The sequence below is a fragment of the Marinobacter sp. B-12 genome (genome assembly GCF_056857915.1).
The window spans coordinates 290,267-308,553 of record NZ_JBSXOB010000064.1; the positions used below are offsets into that span (position 1 = coordinate 290,267).

The 18,287-nt window shown below is 58.0% G+C and carries 16 protein-coding genes; 5 read left to right on the forward strand and 11 right to left on the reverse strand.

Features of this window, described 5'->3' with window-relative positions; translation table 11 throughout:
* Positions 1-66: 66 nt before the first annotated feature.
* The gene (locus tag AC13D2_RS20145) at positions 67-2,574 is read right to left on the reverse strand and encodes an acyl-CoA dehydrogenase (RefSeq protein ID WP_292048849.1); all 2,508 of its coding nucleotides are present in this window, start codon (positions 2,572-2,574) and stop codon (positions 67-69) included.
* A 139-nt stretch (positions 2,575-2,713) separates the two neighbouring features.
* Positions 2,714-3,601: an AEC family transporter gene (locus AC13D2_RS20150; protein WP_300493812.1), complete on the reverse strand. Its 888-nt coding sequence runs from the start codon at positions 3,599-3,601 to the stop codon at positions 2,714-2,716.
* A gap of 207 nt (positions 3,602-3,808) precedes the next feature.
* Between AC13D2_RS20150 and AC13D2_RS20155 the strand changes: the two genes are divergently transcribed.
* Positions 3,809-4,981 carry a MalY/PatB family protein gene (locus tag AC13D2_RS20155; protein ID WP_292048848.1) on the forward strand — a complete coding sequence of 391 codons (1,173 nt, stop codon included), beginning with the start codon at positions 3,809-3,811 and terminating at the stop codon, positions 4,979-4,981.
* Positions 4,982-4,986: 5 nt separating this feature from the next.
* On the opposite strand, the gene AC13D2_RS20160 is transcribed toward AC13D2_RS20155, so the two are convergent.
* Complete coding sequence (locus AC13D2_RS20160; RefSeq protein WP_292048847.1) at positions 4,987-5,526, reverse strand: carbohydrate-binding protein; 540 nt, start codon at positions 5,524-5,526, stop codon at positions 4,987-4,989.
* Between the two features lie 47 nt (positions 5,527-5,573).
* Positions 5,574-6,497, reverse strand: coding sequence for a DMT family transporter (locus AC13D2_RS20165; protein ID WP_292048846.1), 924 nt, complete (start codon positions 6,495-6,497; stop codon positions 5,574-5,576).
* A 233-nt stretch (positions 6,498-6,730) separates the two neighbouring features.
* On the opposite strand from AC13D2_RS20165, the gene AC13D2_RS20170 reads away from it, so the two are divergent.
* A complete protein-coding gene (locus AC13D2_RS20170) occupies positions 6,731-7,354 on the forward strand; it encodes a PEP-CTERM sorting domain-containing protein (RefSeq protein WP_292048845.1) in 624 nt (207 codons plus the stop codon).
* Positions 7,355-7,425: 71 nt separating this feature from the next.
* Here AC13D2_RS20170 and AC13D2_RS20175 read toward each other — a convergent pair whose 3' ends face one another.
* Entirely contained in the window at positions 7,426-8,874 is a 1,449-nt protein-coding gene (locus AC13D2_RS20175; protein WP_292048844.1) for a succinylglutamate desuccinylase/aspartoacylase domain-containing protein, read from the reverse strand.
* A gap of 221 nt (positions 8,875-9,095) precedes the next feature.
* Between AC13D2_RS20175 and AC13D2_RS20180 the strand changes: the two genes are divergently transcribed.
* On the forward strand, positions 9,096-9,254 hold the full coding sequence (locus tag AC13D2_RS20180; RefSeq protein ID WP_007155136.1) for a YqaE/Pmp3 family membrane protein: 159 nt from the start codon (positions 9,096-9,098) through the stop codon (positions 9,252-9,254).
* Positions 9,255-9,262: 8 nt separating this feature from the next.
* On the opposite strand, the gene AC13D2_RS20185 is transcribed toward AC13D2_RS20180, so the two are convergent.
* Entirely contained in the window at positions 9,263-10,900 is a 1,638-nt protein-coding gene (locus tag AC13D2_RS20185) for an MBL fold metallo-hydrolase (protein WP_292049544.1), read from the reverse strand.
* Between the two features lie 283 nt (positions 10,901-11,183).
* Here AC13D2_RS20185 and AC13D2_RS20190 point away from each other — a divergent pair, with 283 nt between their 5' ends.
* Entirely contained in the window at positions 11,184-11,612 is a 429-nt protein-coding gene (locus AC13D2_RS20190) for a thioesterase family protein (protein WP_292049543.1), read from the forward strand.
* A gap of 3 nt (positions 11,613-11,615) precedes the next feature.
* Here AC13D2_RS20190 and AC13D2_RS20195 read toward each other — a convergent pair whose 3' ends face one another.
* The 4 genes from AC13D2_RS20195 to AC13D2_RS20210 all read right to left on the reverse strand — a co-directional run bounded on the left by AC13D2_RS20195 (position 11,616) and on the right by AC13D2_RS20210 (position 16,099).
* Positions 11,616-12,890 (reverse strand): MATE family efflux transporter, encoded by a 1,275-nt coding sequence (locus tag AC13D2_RS20195; RefSeq protein ID WP_292049545.1) that lies wholly within the window; start codon positions 12,888-12,890, stop codon positions 11,616-11,618.
* A 268-nt stretch (positions 12,891-13,158) separates the two neighbouring features.
* Positions 13,159-13,656, reverse strand: a complete 498-nt coding sequence (gene tpx, locus AC13D2_RS20200; protein WP_007155738.1) for a thiol peroxidase — start codon at positions 13,654-13,656, stop codon at positions 13,159-13,161.
* A gap of 102 nt (positions 13,657-13,758) precedes the next feature.
* Positions 13,759-14,964: a multidrug effflux MFS transporter gene (locus AC13D2_RS20205; RefSeq protein ID WP_482939070.1), complete on the reverse strand. Its 1,206-nt coding sequence runs from the start codon at positions 14,962-14,964 to the stop codon at positions 13,759-13,761.
* A 223-nt stretch (positions 14,965-15,187) separates the two neighbouring features.
* A complete protein-coding gene (locus tag AC13D2_RS20210; RefSeq protein WP_292049541.1) occupies positions 15,188-16,099 on the reverse strand; it encodes a LysR family transcriptional regulator in 912 nt (303 codons plus the stop codon).
* A 138-nt stretch (positions 16,100-16,237) separates the two neighbouring features.
* On the opposite strand from AC13D2_RS20210, the gene AC13D2_RS20215 reads away from it, so the two are divergent.
* A complete protein-coding gene (locus tag AC13D2_RS20215) occupies positions 16,238-16,909 on the forward strand; it encodes a haloacid dehalogenase type II (RefSeq protein WP_292049540.1) in 672 nt (223 codons plus the stop codon).
* A 173-nt stretch (positions 16,910-17,082) separates the two neighbouring features.
* Here the strand turns inward: AC13D2_RS20215 and AC13D2_RS20220 are convergent, their stop codons facing one another.
* Positions 17,083-18,234: an alpha/beta fold hydrolase gene (locus AC13D2_RS20220; protein WP_482939071.1), complete on the reverse strand. Its 1,152-nt coding sequence runs from the start codon at positions 18,232-18,234 to the stop codon at positions 17,083-17,085.
* Positions 18,235-18,287: the final 53 nt, after the last annotated feature.

Sequence of the window (18,287 nt, forward strand, 5' to 3'; positions counted from 1 at the left end):
TTCTGTCAAGAATGGAGAGGAGAACAGTGGGGGCGACACGCCCCGTTCAGGGCGTGTCTTTAGCGGTTATTCTTCGTCCCGTGGCGGGCGTTCGACCACTTTGCGCTTACCTTTGGCACACCGGGACAGGGCTTTCAGCCCGTCGGCTTCGAAGGCATCCACGCGGATGACGTCGTAGAGTGCTTCCAGTGCCTCCAGAAGTTTGTCGCATTCGTCTTTCTGAACAACGCCCTGCTCGCAGGCCCAGTCCACCAGTTCTTTACGCTGGTGCCCCATCAGCAGGTCGATACCGCCCAGCTCGTCTTCGTCACGATTGCGCAGGGCCTCATGCAGGCGATCGCGCATGTCCTTGGTTTCATTGGCCAGTCGGTACGCATTCAGTACACGACCCAAAGGATCATCCGGATCGGTATTGATATAGCTGCCGCGGCTGATGCGCTGGCGCAGCGGCGTATCGTTCACAATGCTGGCCGCCACCTCTGTGCCCAGGGTGTCGTCCGGGCCGTTCAGGCCGGTGGCGCCCAGAGGGAACACCAGCACCCGCAGCGGCCAACGCAACAGCGGCACCGGGAAGTTGATGATCAGCTCGCGCATGGATGTCTTGAGGTCGCGCAGGCTGGTCTGAAGGCACCATTCCACCAGCGGGCGCTGGTCTTCCGGATAGCCCTCCTCGTGCCATTGCTTGATCACCGCCGAGGCGTAATACAGATGTACGAGGCAGTCCGCCATCCGGCCGGACAGGCGCTGACGTGCCTTAAGGCCGCCACCAACCGTGAGCAGGGTAACGTCGGTCATCAGGGCAAACGCGGCCGAGAATCGGGCAAGCTGGCGATAGCTGGACTGGATTTTGCCTTGGCGGGGCACGGTTTCCAGCAAGCCCCCGCTCAGTGCCAGCAATAACGAGCGTAACGCGTTGCGGGTGGTATGAGCGATATGACGGTAAAAGTTGCCGTCGAACTTCTCGACCGCCGCCTTTTTATCGTCCATGTCCGCTGCTTCTATTTCTTCAACAATAAACGGGTGGCAACGGATGGCGCCCTGGCCGAACACCATCAGGCTGCGGGTCAGGATGTTTGCGCCTTCCACCGTGATGCCGATGGGCACCGCCTGGTACGCCCTGGCCAGGAAATTGCGGGGGCCGGTAATAACACCGCGGCCGGCAACCACGTCCATGGCATGGTTGATTACCGTGCGCATCAGGTCGGTATTGCGATACTTGAGAACCGCTGATGGCACAGAGGGGCGCACGCCCCGGTCCAGCATGCCGGAAGTCAGCAGCCGGGCGGCATCCATCATGTAGGTGTAGCCGGCGATGGGCTCCAACGCCTCCTGAACCCCTTCAAACTGGCTGATGGAGCGGCCGAACTGTTCCCGGGTCAGGGTATAGGAACCTGTCGCCATACTGGCCACTTTGCCAGCGCCAGTGCCCAATGCGGGCAGGGAGATGGAGCGGCCAATGGACAGGCATTCCAGTAGCATTTTCCAGCCTTTGCCGAGCATGTCCTGACCGCCAATCACCTGATCCATGGGGATAAAAACGTCATTACCCCAGGTCGGACCGTTCATGAACACGGTGTTCATTGGCAGGTGACGGGCGCCCGAGTGAACCCCTTCAAGGTCCTGTGGAACCATCACGCAGGTAACGCCGATGTCGTCAGAGTCGCCCAACAGTTTGTCCGGGTCATACACCTTGATGGCCAGGCCAATCAGCGTCGCCACCGGTGCCAGGGTTATGTAGCGTTTGTTCCAGGTAACTTTCAGGCCCAGAACTTCCTCGCCATTCCACTGACCCTTGCAGACGATGCCTTTGTCCGGGATGGCTCCGGCGTCGGAACCGGCGACCGGAGACGTCAGTGCAAAGCAGGGGATTTCCTCGCCGCCGGCCAGTCGCGGCAGGTAATGTTCCTTCTGGGTATCGGTGCCGTATTCCATCAGCAATTCGCCCGGGCCAAGCGAGTTGGGCACCATCACGGTCACGGCGGCGGATACGCTGCGGGTGGAAATCTTCATCACGATTTCGGAGTGAGCGGTGTGGGAAAAACCTTTGCCGCCCTGCTCCTTGGGAATTATCAACCCGAAGAAACCGTTCTCGCGAATGAATTTCCAGACCTTGTTGGGCAGATCGTAGTCTTCGTGGGTGATTTTCCAGTCATCCAGCATGCCGCAAAGCTTTTCGACGGGCCCGTCGAGGAACGCCTGTTCTTCACTGGAGAGGTGGGCCGGTTTGGCGTCGAGCAGTTTCGACCACTTGGGTTGCCCGGAGAAAAGCTCGCCATCCCAGTCTACAGTTCCCGAACGCAGTGCTTCGGCCTCGGTATCCGAGAGTTTCGGGAGCCGGCCACGCACCCAACTCAGTAGCGGAGCGCTGAGCTTCTCGCGCCGCAGGTCACCTGGCAGCACCAGCACCAGGCTGAGGGCAAGCAGTCCGCCACCAAACAGTATACTGAGGATGTGCCAGCCATCCTGAAACAGCCCGACGACCGTTGCAATCACAAGTACGGCGGCGGCAGTGGTGCCGCCGATGCCAAGGTAGATCAGTACCAGCGCACTGATCAGCAGAAGCAGAACACTCATGGGCGGATCTCCATATCGAGAAGAAATTCAACCTGAATCGTTCTTACCTTCGGCCAAAGCCAGAGAGGTTGCAAGCGCTTGCGTTAGTGATCTTGACGCATCGGCGAGGATTCCGACATTGATCGTTATCTGAAGCGGTTCATACATAGCCGGCTGTAAAGACCAGGCCGAGCACAATCGGCATCACCACAAGGCTTCCGAGGTTACTCATAAGCACCAGTGACGCTACTTTGTGAGGTTCCTGTTGATACTGCTCCGCCAGCATGTAGTTCAACACAGCAGAGGGCATGGCGGCGAAGACCCACAAAGCAGCTACCTGCAGGCCCGGTAGATCCAGAATCGCTATCATTGGCCAGGCAAGAATCAACCCGGATGCGGGCGCGGAAATAGCGCCCAGAACCCCGAGTTTCCAGTCGCTGAAATCCACGTCCAGCATGCGGACACCGAGAGTAAAGAGCATGAGCGGGATACACACTCCGCCTAGCATATTCAGGGTTTCCAGCAGCCATTGTGGCATGGGTACGCCACCGAAGTTGACGGTAAGGCCGGCGATGCTTGCCGCAATAACGGGTATGCGAAGCCGTCTGATGATCGACGTGTGCGGGTCCAGCATGTAGATGCCCACGGTAAAGTGCAGCAGCATTTCCACGACAAATAGGACAACGGCGGCGGGCAGGGCTGCCTCGCCGAACGCAAATACCAGTACGGGAATGCCCATGTTGCCGGAATTGTTGAACATCATCGGCGGCAGGAAGGTTTTAAGGTTCAGGTTCAGAATCCTGGCCAGCGGATAGAGGACGATGCCGGAACCCAGAACGACCACGGTTGCCGCCAGAGCCAGGCTGGTGTAATCCTGAAGCGGAGCCTGTTGATCGGCCAGAACCGCGAACACCAGCATGGGAACGAACAGCTCCATATTGAGGGTGTTCAAGCCTTTGATGTCTGGAGTGCGATATCGGCCGTAAAGGGCACCACAACCGGCGATCAGAAAGACCGGCAACATCGTGGACAGGATCTGGGCAAGCATTCAGGAGCTCCGAGGGTCGATCAGGATAAGCAAATAACTCGTTAGGTTCGCAATTATACCTGGGTTCCAGGCAAGTAAAACCTGTGCCCCTGCGACCAATGATAACCCCCCCCAATGAGCCGGAGGAACGGCGCCCGGCTTGCACGAATTGCAAAGACTGCCACAGAATGACCTTGCCCAACTTACCATTCCAGCGGAGAGCCACTCGTGCCCAAGACCTTTGACCAGCCTGTCCAGCGGGAACGCACCTGTTCAGTGAAGTTTGATGCCCGCAAAGCGGTATTCGGCAGAGATGACGTTATTCCCCTGTGGGTGGCGGATATGGACTTTCCTGCGCCGGAAGCGGTGATCAAGGCTCTGGAAGAACGGGCAAGGCATCCGGTATACGGCTATACACTGTTTCCGGGAAGCCTGTACCGGTCGGTTATCGACTGGTTTGAACATCGGCATGGCTGGGTCATTGAGCGGGACTGGCTAATGATGGCCCCGGGAGTAGTGCCTTCTCTGCACGCTGCGGCACTGGCGTTTGCCGGCGAAGGCGAAGGGGTGATTATACAGCCTCCGGTTTACCCGCCTTTTTTCAGCGCCATTCAAAAAACCGGACGTGTGGTGATTGAAAACCCGCTGGAACAGGTGGATGGCCGTTATCAGATGAATCTCGAGCACCTTGAGGCCTGTGCAGCACGGGGCGACGCCAGGGTGTTGCTGCTGTGCTCGCCTCACAACCCGGTGGGAAGGGTGTGGACTGAAAACGAACTCAGGGCGGTATTGGCCATCGCCAGGCGCCACAACCTGGTGGTGCTGTCGGATGAGATTCATTGTGACCTCACCTACCCGGACAAACCTTCCCATCATGTGCTGGCGAAGCTGGCCGATGAAGAACATGCCCTGATCACAACCGTAGCGCCCAGTAAATCCTTCAATATGCCCGGTCTGGGCCTGTCGGCGCTGGTGGTGAGGAATGCGGAGCATCGCAAGTTATTGAAAGACGTCTTTGACGCCATGCACATGAACCAGTGCAATCCGTTCAGTATCGCCGGCTTCGAGGCAGGGTATCGCCATGGTGGCCCGTGGCTGGACGAACTCATGATCTACCTGCAAGGCAATCGTGACAGGGTGATGGATTATATCCGCCAACATCTGCCGGCTATCCGGGTAACAGAGCCGGAGGGCACTTATTTATTGTGGCTGGACTGCCGGGCATTGGGCATGGGAGACGCGGAACTGAAACGGTTCTTTGTTCAGGAAGCGGGTATTGGCATGAACCCGGGCATCACCTTCGGTGAGCCCGGTAGCGGGTTCATGCGCATGAATATTGGTTGTCCGCGTCGGGTTCTGGAAACGGCCCTGGAGCAGATCCGGCAGGCGCTGAATAAATAACCGGATCAGTTGGCGTCTTTAGCGTCGTTGTTGCAGGGATCGTCCACCGGCTGCCAGTGAGGCGGCTGACTCATGCCTGGCATCTGGCCGTTGCTGGGGCGGATGGCGCGGTAAGTCTGCCCTTCGTGCACGGCCATCTGGCCCACGGTGTAGCTGCCGCCAAAGCTCCATCGCCTGGTTTCTTCGCAGGTCTGTCGGTGCTCGTTGGGCGCTTTTACGGGCGATTGGCCGGAATCGGTCGGTGCCTGCGGCTGACGGTTCACCCTACCTTCCGATTTGCTCTCAGGGACGTTGCTGTCAGCACGACTGACGTCGCAATCCGGCGCTGACGCCCGTCTTTTCCATTCGAAATCCGCACCCGGTGTTTTACCCTCGTGGAGTTCGCGGGATTGGTACCAGTCGCCCTGGTAAAACACCGTCTGTCCCGGCGGGTAATAACGGCTCGGCATCCAGGTATTTTCCTCGGGGTCGCAGGGAGCGGCAAACGTTGTGGTGCTGAAAGCCGATAATATCAGTGCGCCGGCCCATTTGAACGGCCTTGTCATGCCATTGACCATGAATGTCTGCCTTGTCGATATTTGTTGTTGGGTGCTCAACGGTATTTGCGGCGAAGTTCGGTGGTTCGAGTTGCCAGGAACAGTCCGGCCAGAATCAGGAGACCACCAATGATATGGAACAGGCCCAGGCGTTCTCCGAGGAAAATGCCCGCCATCACCGACGCAAAAACCGGAGTGAGGTACATGAAGATGGCCGCTTTTGCAGGACCGATCCGAAGCACCCCATGATTCCAGAACGCGTAAGCCAGAATACCGGGGAAAATCGCAAAATACATCATGGGCAGGGCGGTAGATGCGTTCAGCTCGAATCCACCCGAGAAGAACAGCAGGTCCACCAGGAAAAACGGCAAGATCACCATGGTACCGCAGGCGATCTGGACAGTCAGGAAGGTCAGTGGTGGCAATGGCACCGCCTGGCGGCGAAGCAGTACTGAGAACAGGCCCCAACTGGATACCGCCAGTACCATGATCAGATCACCGGGTTGTGCCCGCAAACCGGTCAGTACCGAGAGGTCCCCCCTTGCCACAACCGCCAGGATACCCAGTACCGCCAGCGCGATTCCGAGAGCCTGTATGGGGCGTGTGCGATCGCCAAGCAGTACCCAGGCCAATAGCGCCACCATGATAGGGATGGTGGCGTTGATCAGCGCGATATTGGTGGCCGTGGTGGTCACCGCGGCAAAATAAAGCAGCGAGTTAAAGGCGGCCACGCTAAAGGTAGACAGTGCCAGTATCGACAGCCGATGTTGGCGAATGACCTGGCGCTGACGCCACACCCCCGGTAGCCCGAAGGGCAGGAGTATTGTCAGGGCGATCACCCAGCGCCAGAAGGACATGGACAGTGGAGGAATCTCGCCAACCACGCTTTTGGCCACCACGGCATTGCCGGCCCAGAACAGCGGGGTCAGGACCAGGCCGGTGTAGGCCAGCCATAATGGTTTAGATGTTTCTGAAGACACGCCAGCTCCCGTCTGAATGAAGGCTCCCGGATGGTGTCAGGATACAGTGAAGTGATGCCGAAGTCGTGGCGGGTATGTCGATATTTCTTACATGATAGCCTTGCTTTTGTGCCATTCAACATATTTTATATTGTTGTTATATATAAATAAAAATAACAAAGGCCTAATTTATGCTTTTACTAACTTGGCAGTAAGCCAAAATGGACATTTAGCTAATATCTATTGGAGCACCTATGCGACACCTCAGACTTACCATTGCATTACTGGTTTCATTGTGCCTGCCAGCACTCGCAAATGCAGCGTTGATTTCGGCCAGCTATCAGGTAAACCTGAACGATTCGGATCCGGGGCTGGTTGTTGATTCTGCAGACCTTGAGGCTAACCCATTTACCTTTGATTTGAACGAGGGGGATAGCGTGACTTTCAACCTGTTCAAGATCTGGACGCCTGAAGGTGCTGTGAATGACGATGATCTTGCGCCGCAGCCTATTTCGGTTGATTTCAACTTTACGTCGCCGGAGACCATGAGTGGTTCTGTAGGTGGTAGTACTTCGGGTGATACTGCACCTGACCCGCTTTTTGGAATTGATGGTTTTTTCCAGGGAGGTATTCTTAGCTGGGGTTCGCCTTTACAACTCGTCTTCGGGGCGCTTGGCGACGGTCTTCTGGAAGTCAGCCTTTCTGACACCGAATTTAACGAGGGGACGTTCTGGGGATTAGGCAATCACGGTGCGAAGGTGCAAGCTGAGATTAAGCTGGTCAAGGAAGCCAGTGAAGTGCCCGAGCCAAGCACCCTGGCCCTGCTGGGCATCGGTCTTTTTGGCATGGGAATGCGTGCACGCCTTTGTTCAGCCTGATTGGTTGCGATTCGTAGTATCCAGACCGTCGAACAACGGAACGGGGCCAGAGCATTCTCTGGCCCCGTTTATTATTCTCCGGGAACTTCCGCCTCCGTACCAACGTGGTAGGCGGCAAAGCCGGCCATGACCACCTGATCTACCGCCATGCCGATAATCCGGCCGTTGCTACTGGCGCGAATGGGGTGTTGTGCGTTGGTGATGGGGTCTGACACATAGCCCAGGATTTCCCCCTCAGTTACCTTGGCGCCCAGTTTGGTCTCGCTGAACAGGATGCCCCCGTGTTCGGCCCGTATCCACTCGGAATCGTAGTAAACCGGCTCCGGGTCTCCCCAGACGAACATCCTTGAAATCATGCCTTCCTTGTCCATCAGGCTGGTGAGGCTGTTCACCCCGGCCTTGATCTGGTGCTCCTGGATTCGAAGTGATTCGCCCGCCTCCATGGTGACGGACCGGATGCCGGCTTCGACGGCGGCGTGTCGAAGCATGCCGGTGGTACCCGTACTGTGTACCACCGCCATGCGATCGAATCCCCGGGTGAGTTCTGCTACATCCGGGTTATTCATGTCCGCACGCAGTTGAGGCAGGTTGGTGCGCTTGAGAGAACCGGTATGGATATCCACCAACATGTCGCAATGACGGATCACATTCTCGAACAGCGAGTGGGCAATCCGGTCCGCCAGGCTGCCATCGGTGCTGCCAGGGAAGTGACGATTGAGGTCACGACGGTCGGGCAGGTAACGGCTGCCCTGCTGGAAACCCGGCAGGTTGACGATCGGGATGCCGATCACCCGGCCCGAGAGTTTGTTCGGTTCCAGGTCGTACATTGTGCGGCGGATGATTTCGATGCCGTTGAGTTCATCACCGTGAACGGCACCGGTTAGACACAGGTTTGGGCCGGGTTTGGACCCGTTGACCACCAGAACCGGGGTTGGTTGCGAAAGGCCGGCAATCTGGATGGCCGGTGACCAGGCCAGACGGGTTGAGGTTCCTGGCAGAACCTCAGAGCCCAGCATTTTCAGGCTGGTGGCCTTTTGGGGTTCCGTCACCTTGGCAGCCTCTTCCACGCCGCTTTCATCGGTTGCGGTTGCGGCGTCGGCTTCCTGGGCAGTGGGTTTGCTCTGGTCAGCCGTTTCCTTGGGCTCCGAAGGTTCCGACTCCGCGGGTTCGGCGGGCTTTGGAGGCGGCGCCACCTCCTTTAAATCAACATTGGGTGCCACTTCTTCCACGGCCGGTTCGGCGGTGGAATCCGGTGTTTTATCCTGTGAGGCTGACTTCTCATTGGATCTCTGCGCGGTGTCCGCTTTACCGTTACCGGCTTTCGGTTCAGACGAGCGCAAGGGTTCCGAATGCTCGACATCCTCAACGCTTTCGTCTTCGGCAAGTTCAGCGACGAGCACCTCTGTGTTGTCGGAGTTATCGGACTTATTTGCGTAGACGGCAGGTATGGAGACAAGGCTACCAGTCAGGGTAAATATCAAGCCAGCGCGAAACAGATGTGTCAGCCAGCGATACAGCATAATTCCTCTCGGGTCTTCAGCCAGTTTGGGGCCCGTTGTCCGGTCTATGAAAGCGGTACAAGGATAGAGATCCCATTGTTTCATGAATACGGCTGTGACAAAGGTTTAATGCCATTTTCATGAAGTCTTTGTGTCTTTCCGCAAAATGACCTATTCAAGTAGGTTACAGGGTGTGGATTGCCGTTCTGTACCCGTTATACATTTGATGGAGAATAAACTGTATGGATCTTTTGCGAGTTCTGGTTGCGATTTTGTTACCGCCGTTGGGCGTCTTTTTACAGGTGGGGATTGGCAAGCACTTCTGGATCAACATCCTGTTGACGATTCTCGGTTATATTCCGGGCATCGTGCACGCTGTCTGGATAATCGCGAAGAAATAGGCTGGCCATCAGATGTGCGGTGTAGTGTGCCAGATTTCGCTTTTTCGCCGCGCCCGGCCATCCGCTTCCAGTTTTAGCAGGTGAGCCAGGGCCGACCGGGCCGCAACACCATGGATGGCGGTGGGAACATCGTCGTAGGCCTTTGCGGTCAGATCCTTCAGGCTGGCAGGCGCCAATTGTTTCAGAGCCCTGACTACCTTGTGTTCGCGGGCCAGACGGTGGGTGATGAGGTAGTCGATCATTGCCTCGGGACGCGCCATCAGGAAACCGTGGGCAGGGGCTATATAACGCACGGATTCCGCCAGCAGGTCGTACAACGACTCCAGGTAGGCCTTCATGTCACCGTCTGGCGGATTGATGACCACGGTGGAGCCCTGCATGATGTGGTCGCCTGAGAATAGCAGTTCCTGCTCCAGGAGCAGATAACAAAGATGGTTGGAGGCATGTCCGGGGGTGTGCAGAGCTTTTAACGTGCCGGCTTCTGTAGTAATCAGGTCCCCGTCGATCGGTTCCTCGTCCGGCGCAAACGTCTGATCCTGAGCAGGCCCAGCGGGCGCGGGCTGGCCGTAAACCCGGCACCCGGTTCTGGCTTTCAACGCTGCCGTAGCGGGAGAGTGGTCCTGGTGGGTGTGGGTCACCACAATCTGATCAATCGCCCCTCCCGTGATTTCCAGAATCCGCTCAATGTGCGTTGTGTCGGCCGGCCCTGGATCCAGCACCGTAAAGCGTTTGTGGCCGAGCACGTAGGTATTGGTGCCCGGGCCGGTCATCATCCCGGGGTTCGGCGCCGTCAGCCTCACCACACCTGCCGCCACCTCTACAGGCTCACCGGGAACGATGTCTGCGTGCGTTGTTCCTTCCCCTTCCGGGTCCAGTTTGACGGCCTCGTCATAGGCCGGCGCTCCCGGTTCCAGCATTTTGACTTTGCCTTTCTTTACGGCGGGCCAGGGTTGGTTGGGATAGGGCTCTGGTGGGTTGGCGTGAACATAACGCATCAGCGCCTCGGTGGTATCGAAATCCGCCAGTATCCGCAGCGTCCCAATGGTTGGTAATCCAAGCAGGCGACGACCACTGCGGTGATCTTCCAGGGCTTCCGCCGGGCTCAGCCAGACGTGGTCAATGGTTTCCACACCGTCATGGCTTGCCCGTTGGCCTTCCGGTGCCACCGTGATGAAAAAGCGGGTGTCGAAGCGCCGGGGCGGTCCTGGCGGTGTCACCCAGTGCCCGAGGTACGCCAAACGGTCCAGGGGAATGGTGAGGTTATGGCGACGACAAAGCTCCGCCAGTGTCAACTCGCCTTTGAACAGCGCGTCGCGATCACCGTGAACCGGGTGATCCTGTGTCAGCTCCGCCCCGTCCTGGTCCAGCGCGAGAAGAACCCCCGCTTCCTCAAAACACTCCCGAACCGCAGCCAACATGAAATCCGCACCGCCCTCGTCCATGGTCATTGTCTGGCTGATTTCGGTATCAGCCCTCCCGATAACGTGAGCTCGCCCGCTATTCTCCTGATCGTCGACGGCACCTCCGGGAAACACAAAATAGCCGGGCATGAACACCGCGTCCCACGTTCGTTGCAGTAGCAATATCTTCGGGCCTTCATCGGTGTCTTTGGTCAGGACCAGTGTGGCAGCAGGGCGAATATCCATAGAGTGTCCGTATCTTGTTGTTCAGACTTTTGGTGCTGGAAAGAGGTTGGGAGGCTACTGTCAAAACACGCTCAAGCACATCCATGTGGCGCTTGGGCTCCGCCATCCATGGCTCCGCACAGTTTTGACAGTAGCCTCCCAACCTCTTTCATCGGGCAACGGCGAAGGCTGCCTGTAATAGTCCAAGATAACGAATGTTCGGTCGGCTGTCTCGGGGTGTAGGCATGGTTACAACCAAGTATCATTGGGTTCACAGAAAATTCCCTCACACAGGAACTCCGACTTGGCCCGTATCAAGCTTTCTTTCCCGGATGATGCTTTCTATTTTGAAACCAACATGCCGGTTCGGATCACCGATATCAATGGTGCCAACCACCTGGGTAACGATGCCCTGATCTCCATGCTGTCCGAAGCCAGGGCCCAGTTCCTGGTGAACTATGGTGTCGAGGAAGCCGACAACAACGGCGTGGGTATCATCGTCACCGACCTGGCAACCATGTACCAATCGGAATCGTTCTTTCCGGAAATGCTCCGGTTCGAAGTTGGATTGATGGATTTCAACAAATACGGCGGGGATTTTGTGTTCCGGGTAACGAAAGCCGAGAGCGGTCAGCCCGTGGCACTGGCAAAGTACGGCTTCGTGTTCTTCAATTACCAGCGCAAATCGGTTGTGCCCATGCCGGAGAGTTTCCGCGCACGCTTCGGCGATTAGTGCTTAGTCCTGGTGTGCCAGCTTTCGGATGCCTTGTCGGTAGAACAGGTAGGCCATAGCTCCCGCCATCAGGTTGCCAACCAGCGCGCCGCTCATCAGGCCGTTGATGCCGCTGAGCTGGGCGCCGAGCCAAAGTAGCGGTAAAAAGCACAGGAACAATCGCAGGACCGACACCAGCAGTGCCCGCATGGCCAGCCCCAGCGCATTGCACACCGACACCATCAGCATGCAGATACCCAGGCCGGTATAACTCAGCGGCACCCGAACCAGATAACTGCCCAGCACATCGCTGACGGCGCGATCACTGGTGAAAAGCTCTGAGACCAATCCCGAGGCGAGGAGCCAGATTAATCCAATAGCCAGCTGCCACACCACCACAAAACGGACCGCCAGGCGCACGAGAACGCGAATCCGTGCAAGCTCACCGGCGCCAAGCATGCGGCCAATCATGGGCGGCATCGACATGGTCAGTGCCAGCACCACCACAATGGAGAAGAACTCCAGGCGAGTGCCCAGGCCCCAGGCAGCGACGGCGGCGGAGCCAAAGCCCGCCACCATGGCGGTGGCGAACATGGCCGAGGCTGGCGGCATCAGCTGGCTGACCATGGCCGGAGCCATGATGCCATTCAGTTGTTTCAGTGCCTGGCCGAGGGCCAGTTGCGAAAGGTCGAAGCGTATCCAACCAGAGCGCAGCAGTTTGGGGTAGATAAACAGGCAACCGATACCGAAGGCGGTCACTGTTGCCAGCGCAGCACCCTGCAGGCCCCAGCCAAAGACGAAGATATACAGCGGGTCCAGGGCAATGTTCGCCAGGCTGGTGGCGACCATCATGTAGCCAGGGAGTTTGGTATCGCCATGGGAGCGGCACACGCTGTAACCAAAGTAGAGCATGGCGCCGGTCCAGGCGGAGAGCAGCCAGGGTATCCAGTAACTGCGGATCAGCGGCAGCAGGCTCTGTTCGGCACCCAGCCCAGCCATAATCTGGGTTTGCAGCAGCCATAGGGCAATACACAGGATAATCACCAGAGTGGCGCCCACGGTGACGACGAGACCGCCCAGGCGTTCAGCGCGGAGTTGGTCGCCGGCGCCGAGGGTTCTGGAAATGATGGCGGTGGTGGCGATGCCAAGGCCCACCTGCAGGCCGATGATGAGCTGCTGCATGGGCAGTGTGAAGCCAAGTGCCGCCAGCGGGTCGCGGCCGAGCTGGCCAATGAAGGCGCTGTCGACGAGTTGGAAGGTCATCAGTGACAGTACGCCGAAGAGCATGGGCCAGGTCATGGTGAACAACTGGCGCGGCAGGCTGGCGTGTGGGGTGGCGTTCGTCACGTTGGTGGCTTCTGTTCCAGGTGTTTTGCTTGGTGGGCGATTTTAGCAGTTATCGGTTTGTGAGTGGGTGCAAAGGCCGGGGCGCCTTCCCCAGACACGCCGTGAACCCATCCATGGGGGCTCGGCATTGCCATCCCTGGCAATGCACGGTCTGGGGAAGGCGCCCCGGCCTTCGCACATCGATTACGGAGTTACCTTCAGTAAGTCGGAGTGCTGCAAATCAGAGCGCCGAAAGAGCGGCTTCGTAATTCGGTTCTTCCTTGATTTCACCCACCAACTCACTGTGCAGAACCTTGTTGTTCTCATCCAGAACCACCACCGCTCGGGAAGTCAGGCCAGCAAGTGGCCCGTCCTGAATGGCAACACCGTAATCCTCCTGGAAGCTGTAGTTTCGGAAGCTGGAAAGGGTAGTGACATTTTCCAGGCCTTCGGCACCACAGAATCGACCGGCGGCGAAGGGCAGGTCGGCAGAAATGACCAGCACCACCGTGTTGTCCAGGCTGCTGGCTTTTTCATTGAACTTGCGGGTGGAGGTGGCGCAGGTTGGGGTGTCCACGCTGGGGACGATGTTCAGGACTTTGCGCTTACCAGCCCAGTTGTCGAGGGTGACGTCTTCCAGGCCCTGGGTCGTGAGGGTGAAGTTGGGGGCGGTGTCGCCGGTTTGCGGAAGGGTGCCGCTCACGGTGATTGGATTACCGCCGAGTGTGACGTTGCTCATTTGGAACTCCCTGATACTGGCTTAATGGATTTGTGTTTAACAGCTTACTCTGTGTAGTCCATTTTGGATGCTTTTTCATCCGGGAGTCGAGTTAAGTTGGTTTCAGGCGGGCTCAAATCCGGGAGCCGGATGGCGCTGGACCAGCAGCAGGTAGCTGCCCAGAGCGCCAATGGCACAGGTGGCAATGATGCCCGCCATCACCAGTGACGTGCCGTTGTGGAAGTGCCCCACCAGCGCACCCACGGTCGCAGCAACCACCATCTGGGTGAAGCCGAACAGCGCCGACGCGGAGCCGGCCATGCTGGGGAAGTTGGCCAGGGCTCCGGCCATGGTCTGGGGTAGAACCATGCCCACACCCACCATCAGCAGCGATTGGGGGAGAATGACCGCCCAGACGTTGTAAATATGGGCCGTTGCCAGCGCAGCCATTAAAGAACCGCCGGCCACTGCCACAATCAGGCCACGGATCAGTATCTGATCCGGCGTCAACGAGCGCCCCAGTCCAACGGCCGTGAGGTTACCGCCAATGTAGCCGGTGACGATGCAGGCAAAGAAAAGGCCGAAGTATTGCGGTTCCACGCCCAGGAAATCGATCAGCACGAACGAAGAGCCCGACAGGAACGCAAACAGGCCGGCAAAGGTCAGGGAATTGGTCAGGGTGTAGCCCAGGAAGCTAATGTCCGAGGCAATTGCCCGGTAGTTCTTCCATAGGCTGCCAATCCGGAGAGACTGCCGGTTTTCCGGGCGCATCGGCTCCGGAATACCCACTGCAGCCACCACAGCCATGATCAGCGCGTAGCCACCCAGCGCCAGAAAAATTGACGACCAGCCCAGACTGACCACCATAAAGCCGCCAAGAGTGGGTGCAACAGCGGGTGCCAGGGCCATGATGCTGGCCAGGATGGCCATGATTCTTGCGGCATCCCGCGGGGAATAAATATCCCGTACGGCTGCCCGGCCAAGTACTGGACCGGCCGACCCCCCCAATGCTTGCAGGAAGCGGCACAAAATAAGTGTTTCGATGTTTGTGGCTAACGCACAAACGACACTGGCTATCGCAAAAAGCAGGAAGCCGCCAATCATTATGGGTTTGCGCCCGAAACGGTCGGCCAGTGGGCCGCAGATCAGCTGTGCCAGGGCAAAGCCGACCATGTAGATACTCAGGGTAAGCTGGACCTGTCCGGTATCGGCTGAGAGCGCCTCTCCCATGGCGGGCAAGGCAGGCAGATACATATCAATCGCCAGCGGCCCGAGGGCGACGGCGGCTGCCAATAGTATCGTTGTCCATACACTCGTTAGTGCAAGCATTGCTGATCCCGGAATCTTTGGAGTACCGCACTGGGCGAGAGCCGGCCTTCTGAAACACGCTGTGAATACATCCCTGTACGCTCGGCTCCGCCATCCATGGCTCCGCACGGTTTCAGAAGGCCGGCTCTCGCCCCGCACTTGGTCTGATCTGGGGAGTTTACGCTTCCAGTGTCTTGAGATAACGGCCGGCTATTTCATACAACGTATGAATAAAACAGATAGGTCAGGTATTGAGGTCATTCATTGCCGCCGCCACGCCGTTTACATGATTGCGGATCCAGCGATGGGCAGGGTCGGTCTGATTGCGTTTGTGCCACAGCATCAGCAGCGTGAACGGCTTGTAGTCGAATGGGAGGGGGGTCCAGGCAAAGTTCCGTAGCAAGTCCTCACTCATGCGTTTTGGCGCTGTAGCGAGCATGTTGGTTCCACGTAAGAAACCTGGCAGGCCTGAGAAATTGGAGACCGTTACGACCGTTTTCCGGGTCAAGCCCTGGGCGGCCAACGAACCCTCGAACGCCGTTTTCTCGCCTGTGCCAAACAGGATGGCGATGTGATCCGCCTTCAGGTAATCCGCCAGGGATTCCGGGGGCTGTCGGGTGGCGGGATCGTAGAAAACCACCATCTGATCCGCCATCAGGCCCCGCTGCATAATGTCGGTGCTTTCCGGTGCGTGAGGGGAAATAATCAGGTCACACAGGTCTTTGCGTAACATGTCCGCGGTCGGAATACCTGAGGGGACAACCTGCAGTCGGATGCCTGGAGCCTCCTGCCTGATCACCGACAACAGGGCGGGTAACAACAGGTCGCGCTGGTAATCATTGGCGGCGATGGTGAAGGTGAACTCGGCGGTGGCCGGTGTGAAGGGCGGCCCGGAGGACAGGGAGTGCAGGTCGTCCAGAATCTGGCGAATGTGTGGGCCGGCCTGGAGGGCGTACCGGGTGGGGACGATGCCACGGCCGGATTTGACGAATAGGGCGTCGCCCAGGGCCTGGCGTAGTCGGTCCAGAGTGTGGCTGACAGCCGACTGACTCACGCCCAGGCGTACAGCGGCCCTCGAAACGCTCCCCTCGTCCAGCACTGCGATGAAGGTACTGAGGGAGCGAATATCGAGGTTAAATGTATCAATGGAGTTCATGAATAGCAGTGTACCCGAGGCAAGTGAAGTTGCCCATTCCGGAGAATTTGATGTTGGCGGTTTGAGTAAACATTCAAAAAACGATGCCGACTGGTTTACGATGGCGTAACAATGGCTGAACAAATGAAGGAGCATTCTATGAAACCGATCCTGGCGTTCGATGTATACGGAACCCTGGTGGACCCCATGGGAATGGCAGAACTGTTGGCGCCGGACGCAGGCGAGGCGGCGGAATCCGTGAGTGCCCAGTGGCGGGAAAAGCAGTTGGAGTTTTCCTTTCGAAAGGGACTGATGCGAATGTACGAGGATTTCGGGGCCTGTACGCGGCAGGCGCTAAGGTATGCGATGGCCAGCCATGGGTTGAGCTTAAGTGGAGAGCGGGAAGATGAGCTGATGGGGGCCTATCTGTCCCTGCCTGCGTTTGACGACTCGCTGCCAGCACTGGAGTCACTTAAGGGGAAGTATCGGATGTTTGCCTTTTCCAATGGCACCTATCCGGCGTTGGAGAAGGTGCTGGGGCATAACAATTTGCTGAATCAGTTTGATGGGTTGGTATCGGTGGATGACATCAAGAGCTTCAAGCCGGACCCGGCGGTGTATGCCTATGCACGACGGGCGACCGGGGCGATGGATAAGCCTCTGTGCCTGGTGTCCAGCAACGCGTGGGATGTGATTGGTGCCCGGGCGGCGGGGTTGACGGCAATCTGGGTGCAGAGGGATGCCGGGAAGGTGTTTGAAGACTGGGGGATTGAGCCTAATGCGGTGGTTCGGAGTCTTTCGGAGTTGCCCGCGACTTTGGCTAATCTCTGACTTTCTGGTGGCTGCACCTCTCGGGAAGGGCTATCCAAAACACGCTCCTTCGGCACATCCATGTGGCGCTTGGGCTCCGCCATCCATGGCTCCGCACAGTTTTGGATAGCCCTTCCCGAGACGTGCGTTCAACTCTCGTGATAGCTGTCTTTTGCTCGGACGTCCAGGTCGATTCAGTTCGATCTTTCAGCCAACCACTCCGCCATCTCCAGCCAGCTTTCCTTCGGCGCTTTGCTGCCGGCCAGAATGCCCATGTGACCACCGGGGGTAACCCGGAAAGTAACGTCTTTTGAACTGACGTGATCTTCTATGCGTTTGACCGCGCCGGGCGTGGCCAGGGTGTCGGTATCGCCAGCGATGGCGAGTAAGTTGGCGTTTACATTGTCCAACCGGGCGACGTCTTCGCCAATCTGGATCTGGCCTTTGGAGAGTTCGTTGTCGATCCACAGGCGTACCACGGCATCCTGCACGATGCCGCCGGGGTAGGCGACCATGCGGTCGAGGAAGGCGGAGGTGGTGGCGTGGCTGGCGACGAAGTCGCGGTCGCCCAGGCGGACGATGAGTTCCCAGTAGCCCATCACGCTGCCGATGGGGTTGGTGAGCTTGAAGCCGATGGTGTTGGCCCAGCCGGGGGTGTGGAACCAGTGGGGTTTTACATCGTGCAGGCGGAAACCGGTGCGTTTGCGGACAAAATCGGCCACGTCGGAGACCCGCTGGTACATCAACCCCATCAGCCCTGACGCGTGGCTGTCGATGGGAGAGCCCAGCACGATGGCGTTGCGAATCTGCTGGTCGCGGCTGAGGGCGGAGTAGAACAGCGTGAACATGCCCCCCAGGCTCCAGCCATGCAGCGACAGCTCCTGCTCCCCGCTGTGCTCCCGCACCCGGTTCAGGTATGCCGGCAGCAACTCCGCCACGTAGGTGTGAAGGTTGTAGTGACTGTGCTGCCGCGTGGGCACGCCCCAGTCGATCAGGTACACCTCGAACCCCTTGGCCCGCAGGAACCGCACCAGGCTGCGTTGGGGAAACAGGTCGTAGATCAGCATGTTCACCGCCAGGGGCGGCACGATCACGATGGGCGTTTTGTGGGGCGTGCGCTCCACATCAATCATCTCGCTGTCTAACTCGATAAAATCCTCCGCCAACGGCGGGTAGTATCGCAAGCTCACCAGCCCATCGGTGTACAACGTCTCGAACGGCGTCTGCCCTGCCTGCACCAGGCTGGCGGCCCGGAATACGCGGTCGAAGGCGTTGCCGGCATAGAGCGCTGTCTGGCGGGTTATTCCCGAGGCTTTGTTGAAAGCGTAGCTGAGCGGATCGGGCATAAAGGTTTCCATAACGTGTATGTCGAGAACAGGTTCGGAATAAGACTAGACTA